This window comes from Streptomyces sp. NPDC058045 (assembly GCF_042885635.1).
Lineage (GTDB): Bacteria > Actinomycetota > Actinomycetes > Streptomycetales > Streptomycetaceae > Streptomyces.
Window position 1 is genome coordinate 48,740 of sequence record NZ_JBHVRR010000003.1, and the last position, 15,913, is coordinate 64,652.

General features: G+C 73.1%; 16 protein-coding genes. 14 read left to right on the forward strand and 2 right to left on the reverse strand.

What is annotated here, in order from left to right; genetic code table 11:
• Positions 1–138 precede the first annotated feature (138 nt).
• Positions 139–1,365, reverse strand: a complete 1,227-nt coding sequence (locus ACFVST_RS03135) for a sensor histidine kinase (RefSeq protein ID WP_390146311.1) — start codon at positions 1,363–1,365, stop codon at positions 139–141.
• 270 nt (positions 1,366–1,635) lie between these two features.
• On the opposite strand from ACFVST_RS03135, the gene ACFVST_RS03140 reads away from it, so the two are divergent.
• The gene (locus tag ACFVST_RS03140; protein WP_390146313.1) at positions 1,636–2,184 is read left to right on the forward strand and encodes a hypothetical protein; all 549 of its coding nucleotides are present in this window, start codon (positions 1,636–1,638) and stop codon (positions 2,182–2,184) included.
• A 33-nt stretch (positions 2,185–2,217) separates the two neighbouring features.
• Here ACFVST_RS03140 and ACFVST_RS03145 read toward each other — a convergent pair whose 3' ends face one another.
• Positions 2,218–2,970: a thioesterase II family protein gene (locus tag ACFVST_RS03145; protein WP_390146315.1), complete on the reverse strand. Its 753-nt coding sequence runs from the start codon at positions 2,968–2,970 to the stop codon at positions 2,218–2,220.
• A 366-nt stretch (positions 2,971–3,336) separates the two neighbouring features.
• Between ACFVST_RS03145 and ACFVST_RS03150 the strand changes: the two genes are divergently transcribed.
• The 13 genes from ACFVST_RS03150 to ACFVST_RS03210 all read left to right on the forward strand — a co-directional run bounded on the left by ACFVST_RS03150 (position 3,337) and on the right by ACFVST_RS03210 (position 15,883).
• Positions 3,337–3,555 carry an MbtH family protein gene (locus ACFVST_RS03150; RefSeq protein WP_390146317.1) on the forward strand — a complete coding sequence of 73 codons (219 nt, stop codon included), beginning with the start codon at positions 3,337–3,339 and terminating at the stop codon, positions 3,553–3,555.
• Between the two features lie 64 nt (positions 3,556–3,619).
• A complete protein-coding gene (locus ACFVST_RS03155; protein WP_390146319.1) occupies positions 3,620–3,871 on the forward strand; it encodes an acyl carrier protein in 252 nt (83 codons plus the stop codon).
• A gap of 37 nt (positions 3,872–3,908) precedes the next feature.
• Positions 3,909–5,162, forward strand: a complete 1,254-nt coding sequence (locus ACFVST_RS03160; protein ID WP_390146321.1) for a beta-ketoacyl-[acyl-carrier-protein] synthase family protein — start codon at positions 3,909–3,911, stop codon at positions 5,160–5,162.
• Positions 5,159–6,286 carry a beta-ketoacyl-[acyl-carrier-protein] synthase family protein gene (locus tag ACFVST_RS03165; protein ID WP_390146323.1) on the forward strand — a complete coding sequence of 376 codons (1,128 nt, stop codon included), beginning with the start codon at positions 5,159–5,161 and terminating at the stop codon, positions 6,284–6,286. The genes ACFVST_RS03160 and ACFVST_RS03165 overlap by 4 nt, the downstream gene beginning before the upstream one ends.
• A complete protein-coding gene (locus ACFVST_RS03170) occupies positions 6,283–7,176 on the forward strand; it encodes a beta-ketoacyl synthase N-terminal-like domain-containing protein (RefSeq protein WP_390146325.1) in 894 nt (297 codons plus the stop codon). The genes ACFVST_RS03165 and ACFVST_RS03170 overlap by 4 nt, the downstream gene beginning before the upstream one ends.
• Positions 7,173–7,940 (forward strand): alpha/beta fold hydrolase, encoded by a 768-nt coding sequence (locus ACFVST_RS03175; RefSeq protein WP_390146327.1) that lies wholly within the window; start codon positions 7,173–7,175, stop codon positions 7,938–7,940. The genes ACFVST_RS03170 and ACFVST_RS03175 overlap by 4 nt, the downstream gene beginning before the upstream one ends.
• 26 nt (positions 7,941–7,966) lie before the next feature.
• Positions 7,967–8,971, forward strand: coding sequence for a hypothetical protein (locus ACFVST_RS03180; protein ID WP_390146329.1), 1,005 nt, complete (start codon positions 7,967–7,969; stop codon positions 8,969–8,971).
• Positions 8,968–10,074 carry a beta-ketoacyl synthase N-terminal-like domain-containing protein gene (locus ACFVST_RS03185; protein ID WP_390146331.1) on the forward strand — a complete coding sequence of 369 codons (1,107 nt, stop codon included), beginning with the start codon at positions 8,968–8,970 and terminating at the stop codon, positions 10,072–10,074. Before ACFVST_RS03180 ends, ACFVST_RS03185 begins: the two co-directional genes overlap by 4 nt.
• Complete coding sequence (locus ACFVST_RS03190) at positions 10,071–10,481, forward strand: hypothetical protein (protein WP_390146333.1); 411 nt, start codon at positions 10,071–10,073, stop codon at positions 10,479–10,481. Before ACFVST_RS03185 ends, ACFVST_RS03190 begins: the two co-directional genes overlap by 4 nt.
• Positions 10,478–11,005, forward strand: a complete 528-nt coding sequence (locus ACFVST_RS03195; protein WP_390146335.1) for a 3-hydroxyacyl-ACP dehydratase FabZ family protein — start codon at positions 10,478–10,480, stop codon at positions 11,003–11,005. Before ACFVST_RS03190 ends, ACFVST_RS03195 begins: the two co-directional genes overlap by 4 nt.
• Positions 11,002–11,748: a 3-oxoacyl-ACP reductase FabG gene (fabG, locus tag ACFVST_RS03200; protein ID WP_390146337.1), complete on the forward strand. Its 747-nt coding sequence runs from the start codon at positions 11,002–11,004 to the stop codon at positions 11,746–11,748. Before ACFVST_RS03195 ends, fabG begins: the two co-directional genes overlap by 4 nt.
• On the forward strand, positions 11,745–12,458 hold the full coding sequence (locus ACFVST_RS03205) for a 2-hydroxychromene-2-carboxylate isomerase (RefSeq protein WP_390146339.1): 714 nt from the start codon (positions 11,745–11,747) through the stop codon (positions 12,456–12,458). Before fabG ends, ACFVST_RS03205 begins: the two co-directional genes overlap by 4 nt.
• On the forward strand, positions 12,458–15,883 hold the full coding sequence (locus tag ACFVST_RS03210; RefSeq protein WP_390146341.1) for an amino acid adenylation domain-containing protein: 3,426 nt from the start codon (positions 12,458–12,460) through the stop codon (positions 15,881–15,883). Before ACFVST_RS03205 ends, ACFVST_RS03210 begins: the two co-directional genes overlap by 1 nt.
• Positions 15,884–15,913 lie beyond the last annotated feature (30 nt).

Sequence of the window (15,913 nt, forward strand, 5' to 3'; positions counted from 1 at the left end):
TCGAGGGATGACCGAAAGGGACCCCATGGGCCGTCGCCTGTACCCGTACGGTAGCCGCGGTGGGCGAATTCCTGGAGCGCGGATCAGAATTGTCGAACTGGTATTGCGGAACTCGGAGAAGGTGTACGGGCCGCCGTCTCAGTCCAGGGGGAGGACCGCGCCGACCCGCCAGCCCCTGTCGCCGTGCGGCCCGTACTCCAGGCTTCCGCCGAGGGCCGAGGCCCGCTCGGCGAGCCCGGTCAGGCCGGTGCCCCCGCCGTGCCGCCCGCCATCGCCGAGGAGGCCGCCGGCGGATTCGGTGATCGACGGGACGCTGTTGACGACCGACACCTCCAGCACGGGGAGTTGAGTCTCCGGTGGCCCGCATACCGCCACGGACACGGTGACCAGCGGGGTGGCGCCCGCGTGCCGGCGGATGTTGGTGAGCGCCTCGACCACGATCCGGTGGGCGGTGTTCGCCACCTCGCGCGGCACCCGGTCCGCCTCCTCGGGGGTGAGCCGGATGTCCGCCCGTACCTCGGCCCGTCCGGTGTCCCGGAACCGGTCCACCACATCGGCGATATCGCCGAGACCGTAGGCGTGCGGGGCGGTCTCGGCGGGGCCGGTGCGCCCGCCGCCGGCGGAGTCGTCCAGCATCCGGACGGTGCGGTCCATGGAGTTGAGCGCCTGGAGTCCGGCGGCCTCGATCTGACGGAGGATCGGCAGCACCTCCTGTGGCCGGTCGGCGCCGACGACCTGCGCCGCCTGGGCCAGGACCACGATGCCCGAGACATCGTGGGCGACGAAGTCATGCAGATCGCGGGCGAGTTCGAGCCGCTGATGACGGCGCGCCTCCCGTACCGAGGTCAGCCGACGGGACTCCAGGCCGCGCAGATATCCGCCGACGGCGCCCGCGGCGATCGCGCCCAGGGCGAAGAACGCGCTCTGTGCGGCGGCCTCCAGCAGGGTCGGCGGGACCTGGAGCCGCAGGATCACCGTCGAGGCCAGCAGCCCGAGCACCGGGCAGAGGACGATGGCGGTACGGGCCGGGGCGTACCGGGCGAGCAGGCAGAGCAGCAGCAGGGTCGCGGCGATCTCCACCAGCGTCAGCAGTCCCGCCGAGCGGAGGGTCTCCGGGGGGTGGGAGAAGGCGGTGCCCAGTGCGGAGGCCGCCGTCAGCACGAGCACCACCGGCACCATCGGCACCCGGTCCCGCCAGCCCGCCACGGCCAGCGCGGCGAGTACCGCCACCGTCATGGTGGCGGCCGGACGCCACCCCGCCGTCCCGCCCGCGACCAGCCCGCCCAGCACCGTGAGCACGGCCAGCGCGGCACAGGCCGGGCGGAGCACCCGGGTACGAAGGCGGTTCCCGCCGCTTGTGATCATCCGCCGCATCCTAGGGGGTGTCTCCCAGAGCCGGGGCGGCGGGAAGCGGGGCGGTATCCCGGATGTTCCGCCGCCGGCCGCCGTGGGGGGGGGCGTCCTTTTGGTGACAACTCCGGGACGCCGGGCGGCTTTTCCGGTGCGGGGAGAGGCGGAAAGGCGGCATGTTGGCATTTACCTGCCAGGGCGGCAAAGGGACGGAGGACCGCTCAGGGCCCTTCTCTAGAATCCCTGCGGTGCGAGCGTCGCCGATTTCTCGGGGAAGGCAAGGAAATGCCTGGTGAGAACGGATCGGAACCATCGGAACTGGACCGGTTGCTGCCCGAGTGGCATTTCCGGGAGCTGCACCGCGTTCCGGTCCGGGGGGTGGCGACGGACCGGGTGATGGCGGCGGTCCACGCCACGACCTGGGGCGAGGCGCCGCTGGCCCGCGCCCTGGTGGCCCTCACCCGGGCCGATGTCTCGGCCGGCCGGCGCATCGTCCCGGACTTCCTCAGCACCATGGGCGAGGTGGCGCCCAGCGCCGAGGACGAGTTCCTCTTCGTCGGCGCCCAGGCGCCGGGCGACACACCCCGTCCCCCGGGCACCCTGCTGGAGATCGTCACCGGCTGCCGGGAACCGGGCATCCTCAAGGTCGGGATGAACGTCCGTTACGCGCAAGGGGTGTTGAGCTCCGAGACCCGCATCCTGGCCACCGATGAGCGGACCCGCCGGGTGTTCGCGCCCTACTGGTACCTGATCCGCGCCGGCAGTGGGCTGACCCGCAGATCCATGCTGGCCGCGATCCGCCGCCGGGTCCTGCGCGAGTCCCGCCGGAGCTGACCGGCACCGGCCGCCTCCTTCCGGCAAAGGGGGCTACAACACGGCCCGTTGACCGTTCAGGGCGTCCATCCGGTGGGGCAGCCCGCTCCACACCGCGGGTGTGTAGAAGTGGCCGCCGTCCAGGCGGGTGGCGGTGAACGGGCCGGCGGCCAGCGCGCGCCAGGCGGCGACGGCCGTCTCGTCCAGGTCGTCGTCCACCCCGTACAGCAGTTGGAGCGGCACGCCGAGCCGGTCGCCGCCGCGGTGGCGGCGGCTGTCCGAGGCGACCAGGTCGGCGCGGAAGATCTCCACCGCCATCGCCGTCAACTCCGGTTCGCCGCACACCTCTTGGGGCAACTGGCCGGAGCTGAGCATCCACTCCAGGAGTTCCGCGTCGGTGTTCCCCGAGTGCGGTGGGGCGCCGGGCGGACCGGTGCGCTCGCCGGGTGCGGGCGCCGCGGAGACGACCACCGCCGCGGGCGCCCGCAGCCCGGCGCGTTCGGCGCGCAGCGCCAAGTCGAAGGCGAGCGAGGCGCCCATGCTGTGCCCGAAGAGCACATAGTCGCGGCTCGCGGTGGACCGCAGGGCGGCCAGGGCGTCGCCCAGCAGCTCGTCCCAGGTGCCGGCGAAGGGCTCGCCGTAGCGGGCCTCCCGGCCCGGGTAGCAGTACAGGGCGAGTTCGGTGTCCCCGGGCAGGGCTTCGGCCCAGGGGCGGAACGGGGCGGTGCCGCCCCCGCAGTAGCTGAGGCAGAACAGGGTCCGGTGGGCCTCGGGCCGCGGGCGTGGACGGATCGGTTGCCCGGTCATCGCGGCGCCTCCTCTCGTTGCCGTCGGTCGGCTCGCGGCACGGTAGCCCGGCGCGGAGGGGCGGTGCCGGGGCCCGGTGAAGAATCTTCGATGCCCCTGCGGTGACAGTCGGTGTGCGAATGAGTCCGCTGGGTGACGGAAGTGGGCGGCTGCTGTACGGCCGGTGGGGACCCGCGGCGGTTTCCGGGCCCTTTGCCCGGCTGCCGGAGCGGTGGCGGAAACGGTGGCAACGCATTATTCAATTCTTCTCATCGAAATCTCTCGACCGCCTGGTGCGCGTGCTTACCGGCAGACCTTGTCGGTGTGTTTCCCGGCTGCGTAGGGTCGGCTCGAATTGGGCGACCGTGCCAGGAAGGGAAGAAGTTCATGGCCAATCCGTTCGAGGATGAAGAAGCCGAGTACCACGTACTGGTGAACGATGAGGGGCAGCATTCCCTCTGGCCCGTGTTCGCGGAGATTCCGGCCGGCTGGCGGAAGGTGCACGGAGCCGCCGCACTCCAGGAATGCCTCGACTATGTGAACGAGAACTGGACCGATATGCGGCCGCGGAGCCTCGCCGTCGCCATGGACGCCGGGTCCGCCTGAGCGGTACCGCCCGGCCCCATCGAGAAACCTCCGTCCCCCTCAAGAAAACCTCTGGGAGAAAACAATGCCGGCACTCGCCGAAGACCGTCGCACCGCCGTCCGGGACATCGTCGTGGACATCCTGGAACTGGAGGAGGAAGTGGTCACCGACACCAGTCTCTTCATCGACGACCACGGCGCGGATTCACTGCGCGCAATCGAGATCCTCGCCGCCCTGGAGCGGGAGTTCGATATCACCATCGACCAGGCCAAGCTCGCCGAGATGGTGAATCTGGAGGCCGTCTACCAGGTCGTCGCGGAGGCTCCCGCCCGCTGACCGCCGTCTGCCGGTCCGAAGGTCAAAGGAGAAAGAAATGCCCTCAGTACGCCCCGGTGCGACCGGGAAACGCCGGGTGGTTCTCACCGGTTTCGGAGTGATCTCCAGCATCGGCATCGGGGCCGAGGAATTCACCCAGGGCCTGCGGGCCGGCCGCAGCGGCACCAGTCCCATCTCGCTGTTCGATGTGACGGGCTTCGTCCATGTCAACGGCTGCGAGGTGCGGGACTTCGACCCCGAGCAGTGGATATCCCGCACCCCGGTACGGGAGTTGGGCCGCGCCAGCCGCTTCGCCGTGGCGGCGGCCGTGATGGCGCTGCGGGACGCCGGGCTGGACCCCGGGGGGCTCGCCGGACGGCGGGGCCTGATCTCCGTCGGCACCACGGACGGCGAGTCCTACGACCTCGACCGGCTGGTGGCCGCCGAACTCGCCGACGGGCCGGAGCAGATGGACCCGGAGACCGTGCGGCGCGTCTCACCGGCCAGGCTCTCCACCACCATCGCGCAGGAACTCGGCCTCGCCGATGTCGAAGCCCCCACCATCGCCACCGCCTGCTCCGCGGGCAACTACGCGATCGGCTACGGCTTCGACGCGGTCGGCTCCGGAGAGGTGGACTACGCGCTGTGCGGCGGCGCCGACGCCATGTGCCGCAAGACCTTCACCGGCTTCTACCGCCTCGGCACCATCGCCCCCGAGCGGTGCAGCCCCTTCGACATCGACCGCAAGGGCATCCTCACCGGTGAGGGCGCCGGCGTCCTGGTGCTGGAGAGCCTGGACAGCGCCCTCGCCCGCGGCGCCACCATCTACGCCGAGGTCCTCGGCTACGGCCTGAACTGCGACGCCTACCACCAGGTCGCGCCCAACGGCGACAGCGTCGCCCAGTGCATGAGTCTGGCGCTGGAGAACGCCGGAGTGAAGCCCGAGGAGGTCGATCTGATCTCGGCGCACGGCACCGGCACCAAGGCCAACGATGTGACCGAAGCAGCCGCCATCCGCGCGGTGTTCGGCAGCGAACCGCCCCGCACCGTGTCGCTGAAATCCATGCTCGGCCACACCATGGGCGCCGCCAGCGCCCTCGGGGCGATCGCCTGCGGCCTCGCCCTCACCCACGGCTTCATCCCGCCGACCATCAACCACACCCGCACCGACCCCGACTGCCCGATCGACTGCGTACCCAACCACGCCGTCGAGGCCGATCTGCGCATCGTGCAGAACAACGGCCTCGCCTTCGGCGGCAACAACGCCATCGCCGTCCTCGGCCGCTACGACGGGGACGGTGAGCCCCGGTGACCTACCCGATCATCGGTACCGGAGCGATCGCCTCCATCGGCGCCGACCCCGGTGAGATCTTCGACAGCCTGTGTGCCGGGCGCAGCGGACTCGGCCCGCTGAAGGCCTTCGACCGCACCCGGTACAACGCCCAGCAGTTGTTCGAGATCGACGACCGGCGGGACGAGGGCGTCGACGAACCGGGCCGCGCCACCCGCTTCCTGGTGCACGCCGTACGCCAGGCGGTGCGCGACGCCGGGCTCCCCGACGACCTCTCCGGCATCCCGGTACTGGTCGGCACCGGGCTGCGCGAGCTGCGTTCGCTGGAGCTGTGGTGGCGCGACGGCGTCCCCTTCGACGCCGACGGGCTGCACTTCGAACGGGCGCTGGCCGAGGAGTTCGGCGCCGACGACACCCACACCTTCGCCGGGGCCTGCTCGGCGTCCCTCTACGCGCTGGCGCTCGGCTGGGACCTGCTGGAGCTGGGCGAGGCCGACACCGTCGTGGTGGCCGGCTGCGACGTGGTCACCGAGAGCATGTTCGGGCTCGCCGACCGGGTCCAGTTCGATCCGCCGCCCGATGTCCGCCCCTTCGACGACCGGCGGCGCGGCACCATCCTCGGCGAGGGCGCCGCCGCCGTCGTCCTCACCCGCGACGCGGGCGAGCGCCCCGTCCGCGGCCTGCTGCACTCGGTGGCCGCCAACTGCGACGCACACCACCAGACCGCGCCCGACGAGGCGGGCGTCACCGCCGCCGTACGACAGGCCCAGCGGCGGGCCGGGGCGGAGCCGGCCGATATCGACCTGGTGGTCCTGCACGGCACCGGCACCCCGCTCAACGACCGCACCGAGGCCGTCGTCACCGGCGGCGTCTTCGACGGCTCCCGGCCCGCCCTCACCGGCGTCAAGTCGCTCACCGGCCACACCTCGGGGTCGGCCGGACTGCTCAGCCTGATCACCGCCCTGCGCGCACTGGCCACCGGGCTGGTACCGCCGGTGGCGAATCTGGCCCAACCCATGGCGGAGGCACGGGAGTTGAACCTGGTGACGGGGGAGCCCCTGGCCGCGCCGCTGCGACTGGCGCAGGTCAACAGCTTCGGCTTCGGCGGAGTCAACGCCGTCGCCGTGGTGGGGGGTGCGGTATGAGTGCCGTCGTCACCGGGGTGGCCGTGGCGCTGCCCGGGACCGCCGACCCGGAGGGTCTGCTCGGCCCGGCGCCGACCGGGGCCGCACCCGTCGACCCCACCGCCGTCATCGGCCGAAAGGGCCTGCGGTTCAACGACCGCGCCACCCGGCTCGGCCTGCACCTCGCCCATGGCGCACTCACCGACGCCGGGCTCCTCCACGACGGCGAACCGACCGTGCCCGGCGACCGGATCGCCACCGTGGTCAGCTCCAACCTGGGCAACGCGGACACCGTGTGCCGGGCCGTGCAGAGCATCGCCAAGGGGTCCACCATGGCCCTGCGTCCCATGGACACCCCCAACGCCTCCAGCAACATCACCGCCTCCGAGACCGCTATCCGCTACCGGCTGCGCGGCCCCAACCTCACGGTGTGCAACGGCGGTTCGTCCGGTCTCGACGCGCTGCGCTGGGCCGCCGTACTGCTGCGCTCCGGCCGCGCCGACCATGTACTGGTCACCGGGGTGGAACCGGACAACGAGGTCACCCGCAGGCTGGTCGGCGGACCGGTGGCCGACGGGGGAGCGGCCGTCGTACTGAGCCGGGCCGGCACCGCACCGGCCCGGGCGCGGCTCGGCGCTGTGGTCCGCACCGCCACCCCGGCCGCCACCGCCGCCGCGCTCCGCGCCCGGCACCCCGGCGACAGCCTCTGGCTCGACGCCGGTACGGACGCCGTCCCGCCCGGTGAGCGGCGGATCACGCTGGCCGACCGGGGCGAACTCTCGGGCGCGCTGGGCGTGGTGCAGTGCGCGGCCGCGGTCGGCTGGTTCGCCCGCGGCGGCGGCCCGACCACCGTGCACGCCCTGGCCGGCCGCGCCGGAGTGTCCCTGCTGGCCCCGGGGAGCGGTCGATGAGCGGTGACGGGGCCAATGTCGTGCTGCTGCACGGGCTCGGCAACAACGAGGGCGTCTGGTCGCGGATCGCCGGCCACTGGCGCCCCGGGCTGCGCGTCCACACCCCCCGGCTGCCCTGGCACAGCGGCGGTATCACCGAGTGGCGCCACCAGGACGACTCCACCGCCCTGCTGGCCGGACTCCTCGACCGGATACCCGGCGGAGCGGACCTGGTGGTGGCCCACTCGTTCAGCTCGGTGCTGATGCTCGACCTGCTGAGCCGCCGCGCCGCCGAGGGCCGTCCGCCCGACACGGCTGGTGTCGTCCTCGCCAACCCCTTCTACCAGGACGACGCCGACGACTTCCGGTGGGACATGATCGCGCCCACCCTGGACGACTTCCCCCGCACCATGGCCGAGTCGATCCGGCTCTCCACTCCGGGCCACCCCATCGAAGCGGGCCGCCTCGCGGACATGGCGCGGCGGATGACCGAGTGGATCGGGCCCTACGGCTGGCTCAGGTTCTTCGAGAACTACCTGCGCACACCGCTGTTCCCGGTCCAACTGGTCGACACCCCCGTCCTGGTGGTCGGCGGCGGCGCCGACCGGTCCGCACCGGCCGCCCACGCCCGCACCCTCGCGGACGCGCTGCCTTCGGGCGAGTGCCTGATCCTGCCCCGCTGCGGCCACTTCCCGATGCTGGAGCAGCCCGCCCGACTCGCCGCCGCCGTACACGAGTTCCTCGACCACCGCGCACTGCGCCCCCGCCCTCTCCGCACGACGTGACACGTTCCGACCTGAAGGAGTCCGTGATGGACCTGACGCCCGACCCCGCGGTGGCGGCGCTGCTGCAGACCCCGACCACCGCCCGGCTGCGCCCCCTGTCCGAGGGCAACAACATCAGCTTCGCCATCGGCTTCAAGCACATCAACTACCTGGCCGAAGCGGCCGTACGGGACCACTTCCGGCAGGCCGGGCTGCCCGTCGGGGACCTCTACCGGCGCTTCGGGCTCGGCTTCGACCTGGTCGACATCCGCTCCCGGCTCGGCGCGCTCCTCGACATGGACGACGAGGTCGAAGCCGTCGTCACCCCCAAGGTCCCGGACGGCGACCGGTTCCGTTTCCGCGTCGAGCAGTTCGTGGCGCGGGACGGCCGCCGGGTGCGGTGCGCCGACTCCACCGTGGCCGTGGCGCTGCGCGTGGACGGCCATATCGCCGCCGAGGAGACCGCCCCCGCCGGACTGGAGCGGTTCACCACCGCCCGCCTGGGCACCGGCGAGCGGCTGGAGGTGGCCGCGGCGCCCGTCCCGTACGGCGAGTTCACCGCCGGGCGCGGTACCACCGCCGACCCGGTGCTCAGCGAACTCATCGGCGAGACCAACGCGTTCGGCTGGCGGTGGCGCGTCGGCTACTTCTACGGCCACTACAACGAACGCGTCCAGATGTCCGGGTTCCTGCGGATCATGGAGGAGGTCGAGGACCTCTTCCTCGCCGATCGCGGCCTCGCCATCAAGGAGGTCCTGGACACCCGCGGCTGGATCCCCGTCGTCACCCAGTCCCGCGTCCAACTCCTCGACGAGACCCTGATGGAGGAGGAGGTCTACACCGTCTACACGGTGGAGAACATCCTCAAGACCCTCCTCTACTCCACCCGCATGGACTGCTACGTCCTGCGCGACGGCCACCTGGTGAAGACCGCCACCGGCACCATCACCCACGGCTATCTCCAGGAAGTGGCGCCCAACCGCTGGGAGTTGGCCGCGTTCGACCAGGCCACCGTGCGCGCCCTCACCACACCCCGCAAGGCCGTCTCATGAACGCCGCGACGACCCCGCCGCCGGTGATCACCGGCTGGTCGGCGATCTCCCCGCACGGCATCGGCGCCGCGGCCTTCGCCGAGGGCCTGCGCGCCCAGCGGCCCACCGCGACGGCCGTCGACACCGAGCGCTGGCGGGTCCCCGCCGGCCGGGCCCACCTGGTACCCGGCTTCGAGGTCCGCGAGGCGCTCGGCAGGAAGGGCACCCGCTCCATGGACCGGGTCACCGGGCTCGCGGTCGCCGCCGTCGGCTCCCTGCTCGACCAGCCGGGAGCCCGCCGCGAGACGGAGACCGGCGGGCGGGCGGGCCTGGTCCTCGCCACCACCACGGGCAGCGCCGCCAGCATGATGGACTTCACCCGCAGCTCCCTGGAACGCGCGCATCCCTCCGACGTGGACCCCGCGGTCATCCCCAACGCGGTGATGAACTGCGCGGCCGGGCAGTGCGCCATCCGGCACGGCATCAAGGGCCCCAACACCACCCTGGCCGGTGGCCGCGCCGCCGGACTGCTCGCGCTGAACTACGCCACCCGCCTGCTGGCCAACGGCCGCGCCGACTCCGTACTCTGCGGCAGCGCCGAGGAGTTCTCCCACGCCCGGTACTGGCTGGAGCGGCACAGCCGGGGCGCCGAAGCCCCGGGGGTCGCTCTCGGTGAGGGCGCCGCCGTGCTGCTGGTCCGCCCCGGCGACGCCGCCGGCCCCGAACGGCCGCCGCTCGCCGAGGTGTTGGCGGTCGGCTCCCGCGTCGCCACCGGCAGCCGGGTCCGCGGCGCCCTGGAGACCTGCGTACGCTCCGCCCTCGACCAGGCCGGAGTGGACCCCGAGGGGGTGTGGGCCGCGGTCCCCAGCGACGCGCCCGGACTCCTCGGGCACCTCGAACGGGAGGTCCTCACCGAGATCTGCGGGAGCACCGCTCTCGCACAGGTGCCGGCCATCGGCAGACTCGGCGATCTGTCCGCGGCGACCACCCAGTTCCAGATCGCCGCACTGCTCGCCGTCGCCGCGCAGGACCCCGCCGCCGCGGGCCGGGCCGCCGTGGTGACGGCCGCCGACCGGGATGGCTCCCTGGTCTGCGCGGTACTCCGCACGGCGGGAGCCCGATGAAGGCCCCGCCGGCCGCCGCGGGCACGGCCAGCCCGGTCGCCGCTCCGGTCCGCGTCGAGGCGCGCACGGCGGAGGGCCTCACCGCGGCGGCGAGTGTCCACATCCTCGACGGGGAGCCGGTGTTCGCCGGGCACTACCCGGGGTTTCCGATCTTCCCCGGGGTGTGCATCGTGGAGTGTGTGCGCCGGGCCGCCGCCGACGCCGCTCCGGACGTCGCGCCCGGGCCGCTGACCGCCGTGGAGTCGGCCCGCTTCGCCACCTCCGTCCACGCCGGCGACACCCTCGCCCTCACCCTCGACTGGCGCCGTACCGGGGCCGGTTGGCGCTGTGACGCGACCGCCGCCACCGCGCGGGGGCGGGCGGCCCGGGTCAAGCTGCGCTTCGCCGCCCGGGGAGGTGCGCGATGAACCCGGCCGAGGTCGCCGCGGCACTCCCGCACCGCTACCCGATGCTGCTGGTCGACCGGGTCGCCGAACTGGTGCCGGGGGAGCGGATCACAGCACTGAAGGCGATCACCCTCAACGAGCCCTGGTACGCGGGCGCGCCCGCCGGGTCCGACTACCCGCAGGTCCTGCTGGTCGAGTCCTGGGGGCAGTCGGCGGGCCTGCTCGCCCTGGCCTCGGGCGGCGCACCCGAAGACCAGGTCATGGTGTTCGGCTCGGTGACCGGGGCAGAGTTCACGCTGCCGGTGCGGCCCGGCGATGTCATCGAGCACCGGGTGCGGATCGCGCTCGCGCTGCCCGACTCCGTTGTGTTCGAGGGGAGTTGCCACCGCGGCGAGGACACCGTGATGACCGTGGACCGCATGGTGATGGCCTTCCGCCCCGCCGGAACACTGCGCCCCGCCGGAACACTCCGCGCTGCCGGAACACCGCGCCCCGCCGAGCCGCCCGTACCCGTGTCCGCCGCGCCCGGAAGAGAGACCCGATGACGACCGAATCCAGACCCGTGGCCCTGATCAGCGGGGGCTCCCGGGGGATCGGCCGGGCCGCGGTGCTGCGGCTCGCGGCGGACGGGCACGACATCAGCTTCTGCTACCACTCCAGCCCCGACGCGGCCGAGGTCCTCGCCAAGGAGGCCGGGGCGCTCGGCGCCCGGGTCCTGCCCCACCGGGTCGATGTCACCGACCCCGAAGCGGTACGCGAGTGGATCGCCCGCACCGAGGGCGACCTCGGCCCGGTGGACACCGCGGTCACCTCCGCCGGCATCACCCGCGACAAGGCCCTGGTGTCGATGTCCGACGACGACTGGCGCTCGGTGCTCGCCACCAACCTCGACGGCGTCTTCCACGTCTGCCGCATCGCCGCCTTCTCCATGATGAAGCGGCGCCGTGGCTCCCTCGTCAACATCTCCTCGGTCGCCGGGGTGTACGGCAACGCCACCCAGACCAACTACGCCGCCTCCAAGGCCGGGATCATCGGCTTCTCCAAGTCCCTCGCCAAGGAGATCGGCCGCTACGGCGTCCGCGTCAACGTCGTCGCGCCGGGCTTCGTCGACACCGACATGGTGGCCGCCGTCCCCGAGCGGGTGCGCACCAAGGCGCTCGCCGGAGTCGCACTCGGCCGGATGGGCACCGCCGAGGAGGTCGCCGACCTGGTGTCCTTCCTCGCCGGGCCGCGCGCCGCCTACATCACCGGATCCGTTGTCCAGATCGACGGGGGAATAGCACTGTGAGCACCGCAAGAGGCCGCAGGAAGCAGCCCAGATGGTACTTCTCGCTGCGCAGTCCGTACTCGTGGTTCGCCTACCGCGACCTCACCGAGAAGTACCCCGACGCCCTGGACCGCATCGAGTGGATCCCGTACTGGGAGCCGGACGAGGAGTCCACCCGGCTGCTGACCGGGGCCGGGGTGACCCTGCCGGTGATGCCGATGCACCGCACCAAGAACTTCTACATCCTGCGCGACGCCCGGCGCTGGGCGCACGCCCGCGGCTGGGAGGTGACCTGGCCGGTGGACCGGGCCCCGCACTGGGAGGTCTCCCACCTCGCCTACCTCGCCGCCGAGGACCAGGGCCTGGGCCGGTCCTTCGTCGAACTCGCCTACCAGGCACGGTGGTTGCAGGGCCGGGACCTCGCCGAACGCGAGACCGTCGCGGACATCGCCCGCGAACTCGGCCTCCCCGCGTCGCTCGCCGACTCCGTGGACGATCCGGACCTGCGCATCAGAGGAGTGGAGTGCCTGATCTCGGCCTACCACGACGACGCGTTCGGGGTGCCGTTCTTCGTCCACGGCCGTGAGCCGTTCTGGGGCGCCGAGCGGGTCAGCGCCTTCGTGGCCGCCGTACGCGGCGACCGCTGGGACGGCACCAGCGACGCACCCTTCGAGGCGCCGCCCTTCCGGGACCTCCCCGGCGGCGGCTCCAGCCCTGAGAGGAGCGAGTGATGACCACCACCGCCGCGCCCCCGCGCATCCTGCCCCGCTGGGTCACCCCGGGCGGCGAGCGGTCCGCGGGCACAGGCTGGGCCGCGCTCACCCGTCCCGTACCGCTGCGGCTGGCCGCCCGGGTGCGGCTGCTGGCCCGGCGGACCGGCACCGGCTGGGAGGCCGCACTGCTCGCCGCGCACACCGCGGTACTGACCGCGCTGAGCGGCGAGGACACCCTGCACACCGGGTACACCGCGCCGGACGGCGGTCCCCCGCGGGCCCGTACCGTCGGCCTCGGCGGGGGGAGTTGGCGGGAGCTGCTCACGGCCTCGGCGCGCTCCGCGGCCGAACCGGTCGAGGGCCTCTTCGAAACCGTCCTCGACCTCGGCCAGGACGGCCCGGGGGAGCCGCCCGCGGGCACCGTCCTCACCACCCGGCTCCACCCGGACCAGGGCGGTCTGAGCCTGACGCTGCGCTTCCGCACCGATGTGGTGGACGCCGAGGCCGCCGCCCGGATCGCCGGCTACTACCTGGCCGCCCTCACCGCGCTGGCCGCGGAACCTGATTCCCCGGTACGCGCCCACAGCCTGCTCACCGCCGCGGAACACCGCCACCAGATCGACCGACTCGCGGGTCCCGCGGTCGAGTTGCCGGACAAGAGGTTCCATCAGCTCTTCGAGGAGCGGGCCGCCCGCAGACCCGGGGACACCGCCGCCGTCCACGCGGGCACCACCTGGACCTACGGGGAACTCAACACCCGCGCCAACCGGATCGCGCACGCCGTCCTCGCCCGCGACCCCGAGCCCGAAGCCGTGGTCGCCGTGGTCACCGAACGGAACCTCGACTGGCTGGCCTGCGTCCTCGGCGTCCTCAAGGCGGGCTGCGCCTATCTGCCCGTCGAACCGCACGCCCCCGCCGACCGGATGGCGCGCACCCTGGCCCGCAGCGGCTGCCGCCTGGTACTCACCGAGGACGGCGTCCCCGACCACCTCACCCGGGCCGCACCGGCCGGAACGGAACTGCTCACCACGGCCGCCGCCCTGGCCGAGGACCACCCCGGCACCGACCCCGAAGTCCCCGTCACCGCGGACCAACTCGCCTATCTGTACTTCACCTCGGGCTCCACCGGCGAACCCAAGGGCGCCATGTGCGAGCACGCCGGGTTCCTCAACCACCTCCTCGCCAAAATCGAGGACCAGGGGATCGGCGCCGGGCAGGTCATCGCCCAGACCGCCCCGCAGTCCTTCGACATCTCCCTGTGGCAACTGGTCGCCGCACTGCTGGTGGGCGGCTCCACCCTGATCGTGGAGCAGGAGGCGATCCTCGATGTGGACCGCTTCCTCGACACGGTCGAGGAGGGCAAAGCCGCCGTACTCCAACTCGTCCCCTCCTATCTGGAGGTGGTCCTCAGCCGCCTGGAGGAGCGGCCGCGCCCCCTGCCCGCGCTGCGCTGCCTCTCGGTCACCGGCGAGGCACTGAAGAAGGAGCTGGCGGTCCGCTGGTTCGACCGCTTCCCGCAGGTGCCCCTGGTGAACGCCTACGGCCTCACCGAAACCAGCGACGACACCAACCACGAGGTCATGACCCGGGTACCGGCCTGGGACTCGGTGCCCCTGGGCCGCCCCGTGCGCAACGTCCGCGTCTATGTGGTGGACGAGGCGCTGCGCCCGGTGCCCCTCGGCGCCCCCGGCGAGATCGTCTTCTCCGGGGTGTGCGTGGGCCGCGGCTATGTCAACGACCCGGAACGGACCGCCCAGTCCTTCACCGAGGACCCGCACCGGCCGGGCCAACGCCTGTACCGCTCGGGCGACTTCGGGCGCTGGCTGCCCGGCGGCACCCTGGAGTTCCTCGGCCGGCGCGACGCCCAGGTCAAGATCCGCGGATTCCGGATCGAGATCGGCGAGATCGAGAACCAACTGGTGCGGCTGCCCGACGTCCGCGACGGCGCCGTCGTCGTGGTCGACCTGCCCGACCGGGGCCGCCACCTCGTCGCCTTCCAGAGCGGCGCCGACACACCCTCCGACACCCTGCGCGAGCGGCTGCGGCAGACGCTGCCCCCGTACATGGTGCCCGGCCAGGTGGTGCGGCTCGACGCCCTGCCGCTCACCGGCAACGGCAAGACCGACAAGAAGGCCCTGCGGACGCTCGCCGCCCGACTCGCCGCCCAGGACGAGGCGGAGGGCCACGAGGCTCCGGCGACCGACACCGAGCGGCGCCTCGCGGCCGCCTGGGCCGAGGTGCTGTCCCTGCCCGCCGACCGCGTCGGGCGCGGCGACGGCTTCTTCGACCTGGGCGGCACCTCCCTCTCCGCGGTCCGGCTGGTCGTCAAGGCGGGGCGGGCGTTCACCCTGCGCGATGTCGTCGCCCACCCCGTACTGCGGGACCTCGCCCGCTTCCTCGACGAGGGCCGACCGGCCACGCCCGCCCCCACGGACCGGCCCACCGCCGCCACGGCACCCGCCGCCGTGCCGGGCGCCGAGCCCTTCCCGGTGGCCCGCACCGAGGGCCGGCCCGCCGTCCTGGTACTCGACGGGCCCGCGCCCGCCGACCCGGCGGACTGGGTCGCCCGGCACGCCGACCGGCTGCGCGCCACCGTCGGCGAGCACGGCGCGCTCCTGGTCCGCGGCCTCGGCCTCGCCGACGCCGAGACCGTCGGCCGCACCGGCCGCGCCCTGCTGCACGAGGTGATGACCGAACGCGAGGGCTTCGCCCCGCGCCACGCCCTCGCCGACGGGGTGTACTCGTCCTCGGAGTGGCCCGTCGACCAGCCCATGTGTATGCACCACGAGCTGAGTTACGCCCGGGAGGTCCCCGGCACCCTGCTGTTCGCCTGCCTCACCGCACCCGGGTCCGGCGGAGTCACCGGCGTCAGCGACTCGGCCGAGGTCCTCGCGGCACTCCCGCCCGAACTGGTCGCCCGCTTCGAGACCGAGGGCTGGCAGATCGACCGCACCTACACCGAGACCGTCGGCGTCGGCCTCGCCACCGCCTTCGGCAGCGACGACCGGGCCGCCGTCGAGGCGTACTGCGCGCCCCGCGGCATCGAGTGCCGCTGGCAGGCCAACGGCGATCTGCGCACCCGGCAGCGGGCCGCCGCCGTACTGACCCACCCGGTGACCGGACGGCGCGGCTGGTTCAACCAGATCGCCTTCCTCAACGAGTGGACCCTCGACCCGGTGATCCGCGAGTACCTCACCTTCGAATTCGGCGCCGACGGCCTCCCGTTCAACAGCCGCTACGGCAGCGGCGCGAGCCTCGACGAGGACACCGTGCTCACCATCAACGGCGTCTACGAGAAGCACACCCTGCGCGAGCCCTGGCGCGACGGCGACCTGCTGATCGTGGACAACCTGCGGATGGCGCACAGCCGGGAGCCCTACGAGGGGGAGCGGCAGATCGCCGTCGTCCTCGGCGACCCGGTGACCGTCCCCGCCCACCCCTGACCGACCGCCGTCCCGCCCCGCCGGGCGCGG

What these genes read in the sequence shown, in the direction of transcription:
- ACFVST_RS03195 (WP_390146335.1), top strand. Translation starts at nt 10,478, where the DNA reads ATGAACCCGGCCGAGGTCGCCGCGGCACTCCCGCACCGCTACCCGATG.
- ACFVST_RS03155 (WP_390146319.1), top strand. Translation starts at nt 3,620, where the DNA reads ATGCCGGCACTCGCCGAAGACCGTCGCACCGCCGTCCGGGACATCGTC.
- ACFVST_RS03190 (WP_390146333.1), top strand. Translation starts at nt 10,071, where the DNA reads ATGAAGGCCCCGCCGGCCGCCGCGGGCACGGCCAGCCCGGTCGCCGCT.
- ACFVST_RS03175 (WP_390146327.1), top strand. Translation starts at nt 7,173, where the DNA reads ATGAGCGGTGACGGGGCCAATGTCGTGCTGCTGCACGGGCTCGGCAAC.
- ACFVST_RS03185 (WP_390146331.1), top strand. Translation starts at nt 8,968, where the DNA reads ATGAACGCCGCGACGACCCCGCCGCCGGTGATCACCGGCTGGTCGGCG.
- ACFVST_RS03145 (WP_390146315.1), bottom strand. Translation starts at nt 2,970, where the DNA reads ATGACCGGGCAACCGATCCGTCCACGCCCGCGGCCCGAGGCCCACCGG.
- ACFVST_RS03210 (WP_390146341.1), top strand. Translation starts at nt 12,458, where the DNA reads ATGACCACCACCGCCGCGCCCCCGCGCATCCTGCCCCGCTGGGTCACC.
- ACFVST_RS03160 (WP_390146321.1), top strand. Translation starts at nt 3,909, where the DNA reads ATGCCCTCAGTACGCCCCGGTGCGACCGGGAAACGCCGGGTGGTTCTC.
- ACFVST_RS03170 (WP_390146325.1), top strand. Translation starts at nt 6,283, where the DNA reads ATGAGTGCCGTCGTCACCGGGGTGGCCGTGGCGCTGCCCGGGACCGCC.
- ACFVST_RS03135 (WP_390146311.1), bottom strand. Translation starts at nt 1,365, where the DNA reads ATGATCACAAGCGGCGGGAACCGCCTTCGTACCCGGGTGCTCCGCCCG.
- ACFVST_RS03140 (WP_390146313.1), top strand. Translation starts at nt 1,636, where the DNA reads ATGCCTGGTGAGAACGGATCGGAACCATCGGAACTGGACCGGTTGCTG.
- ACFVST_RS03150 (WP_390146317.1), top strand. Translation starts at nt 3,337, where the DNA reads ATGGCCAATCCGTTCGAGGATGAAGAAGCCGAGTACCACGTACTGGTG.
- ACFVST_RS03180 (WP_390146329.1), top strand. Translation starts at nt 7,967, where the DNA reads ATGGACCTGACGCCCGACCCCGCGGTGGCGGCGCTGCTGCAGACCCCG.
- fabG (WP_390146337.1), top strand. Translation starts at nt 11,002, where the DNA reads ATGACGACCGAATCCAGACCCGTGGCCCTGATCAGCGGGGGCTCCCGG.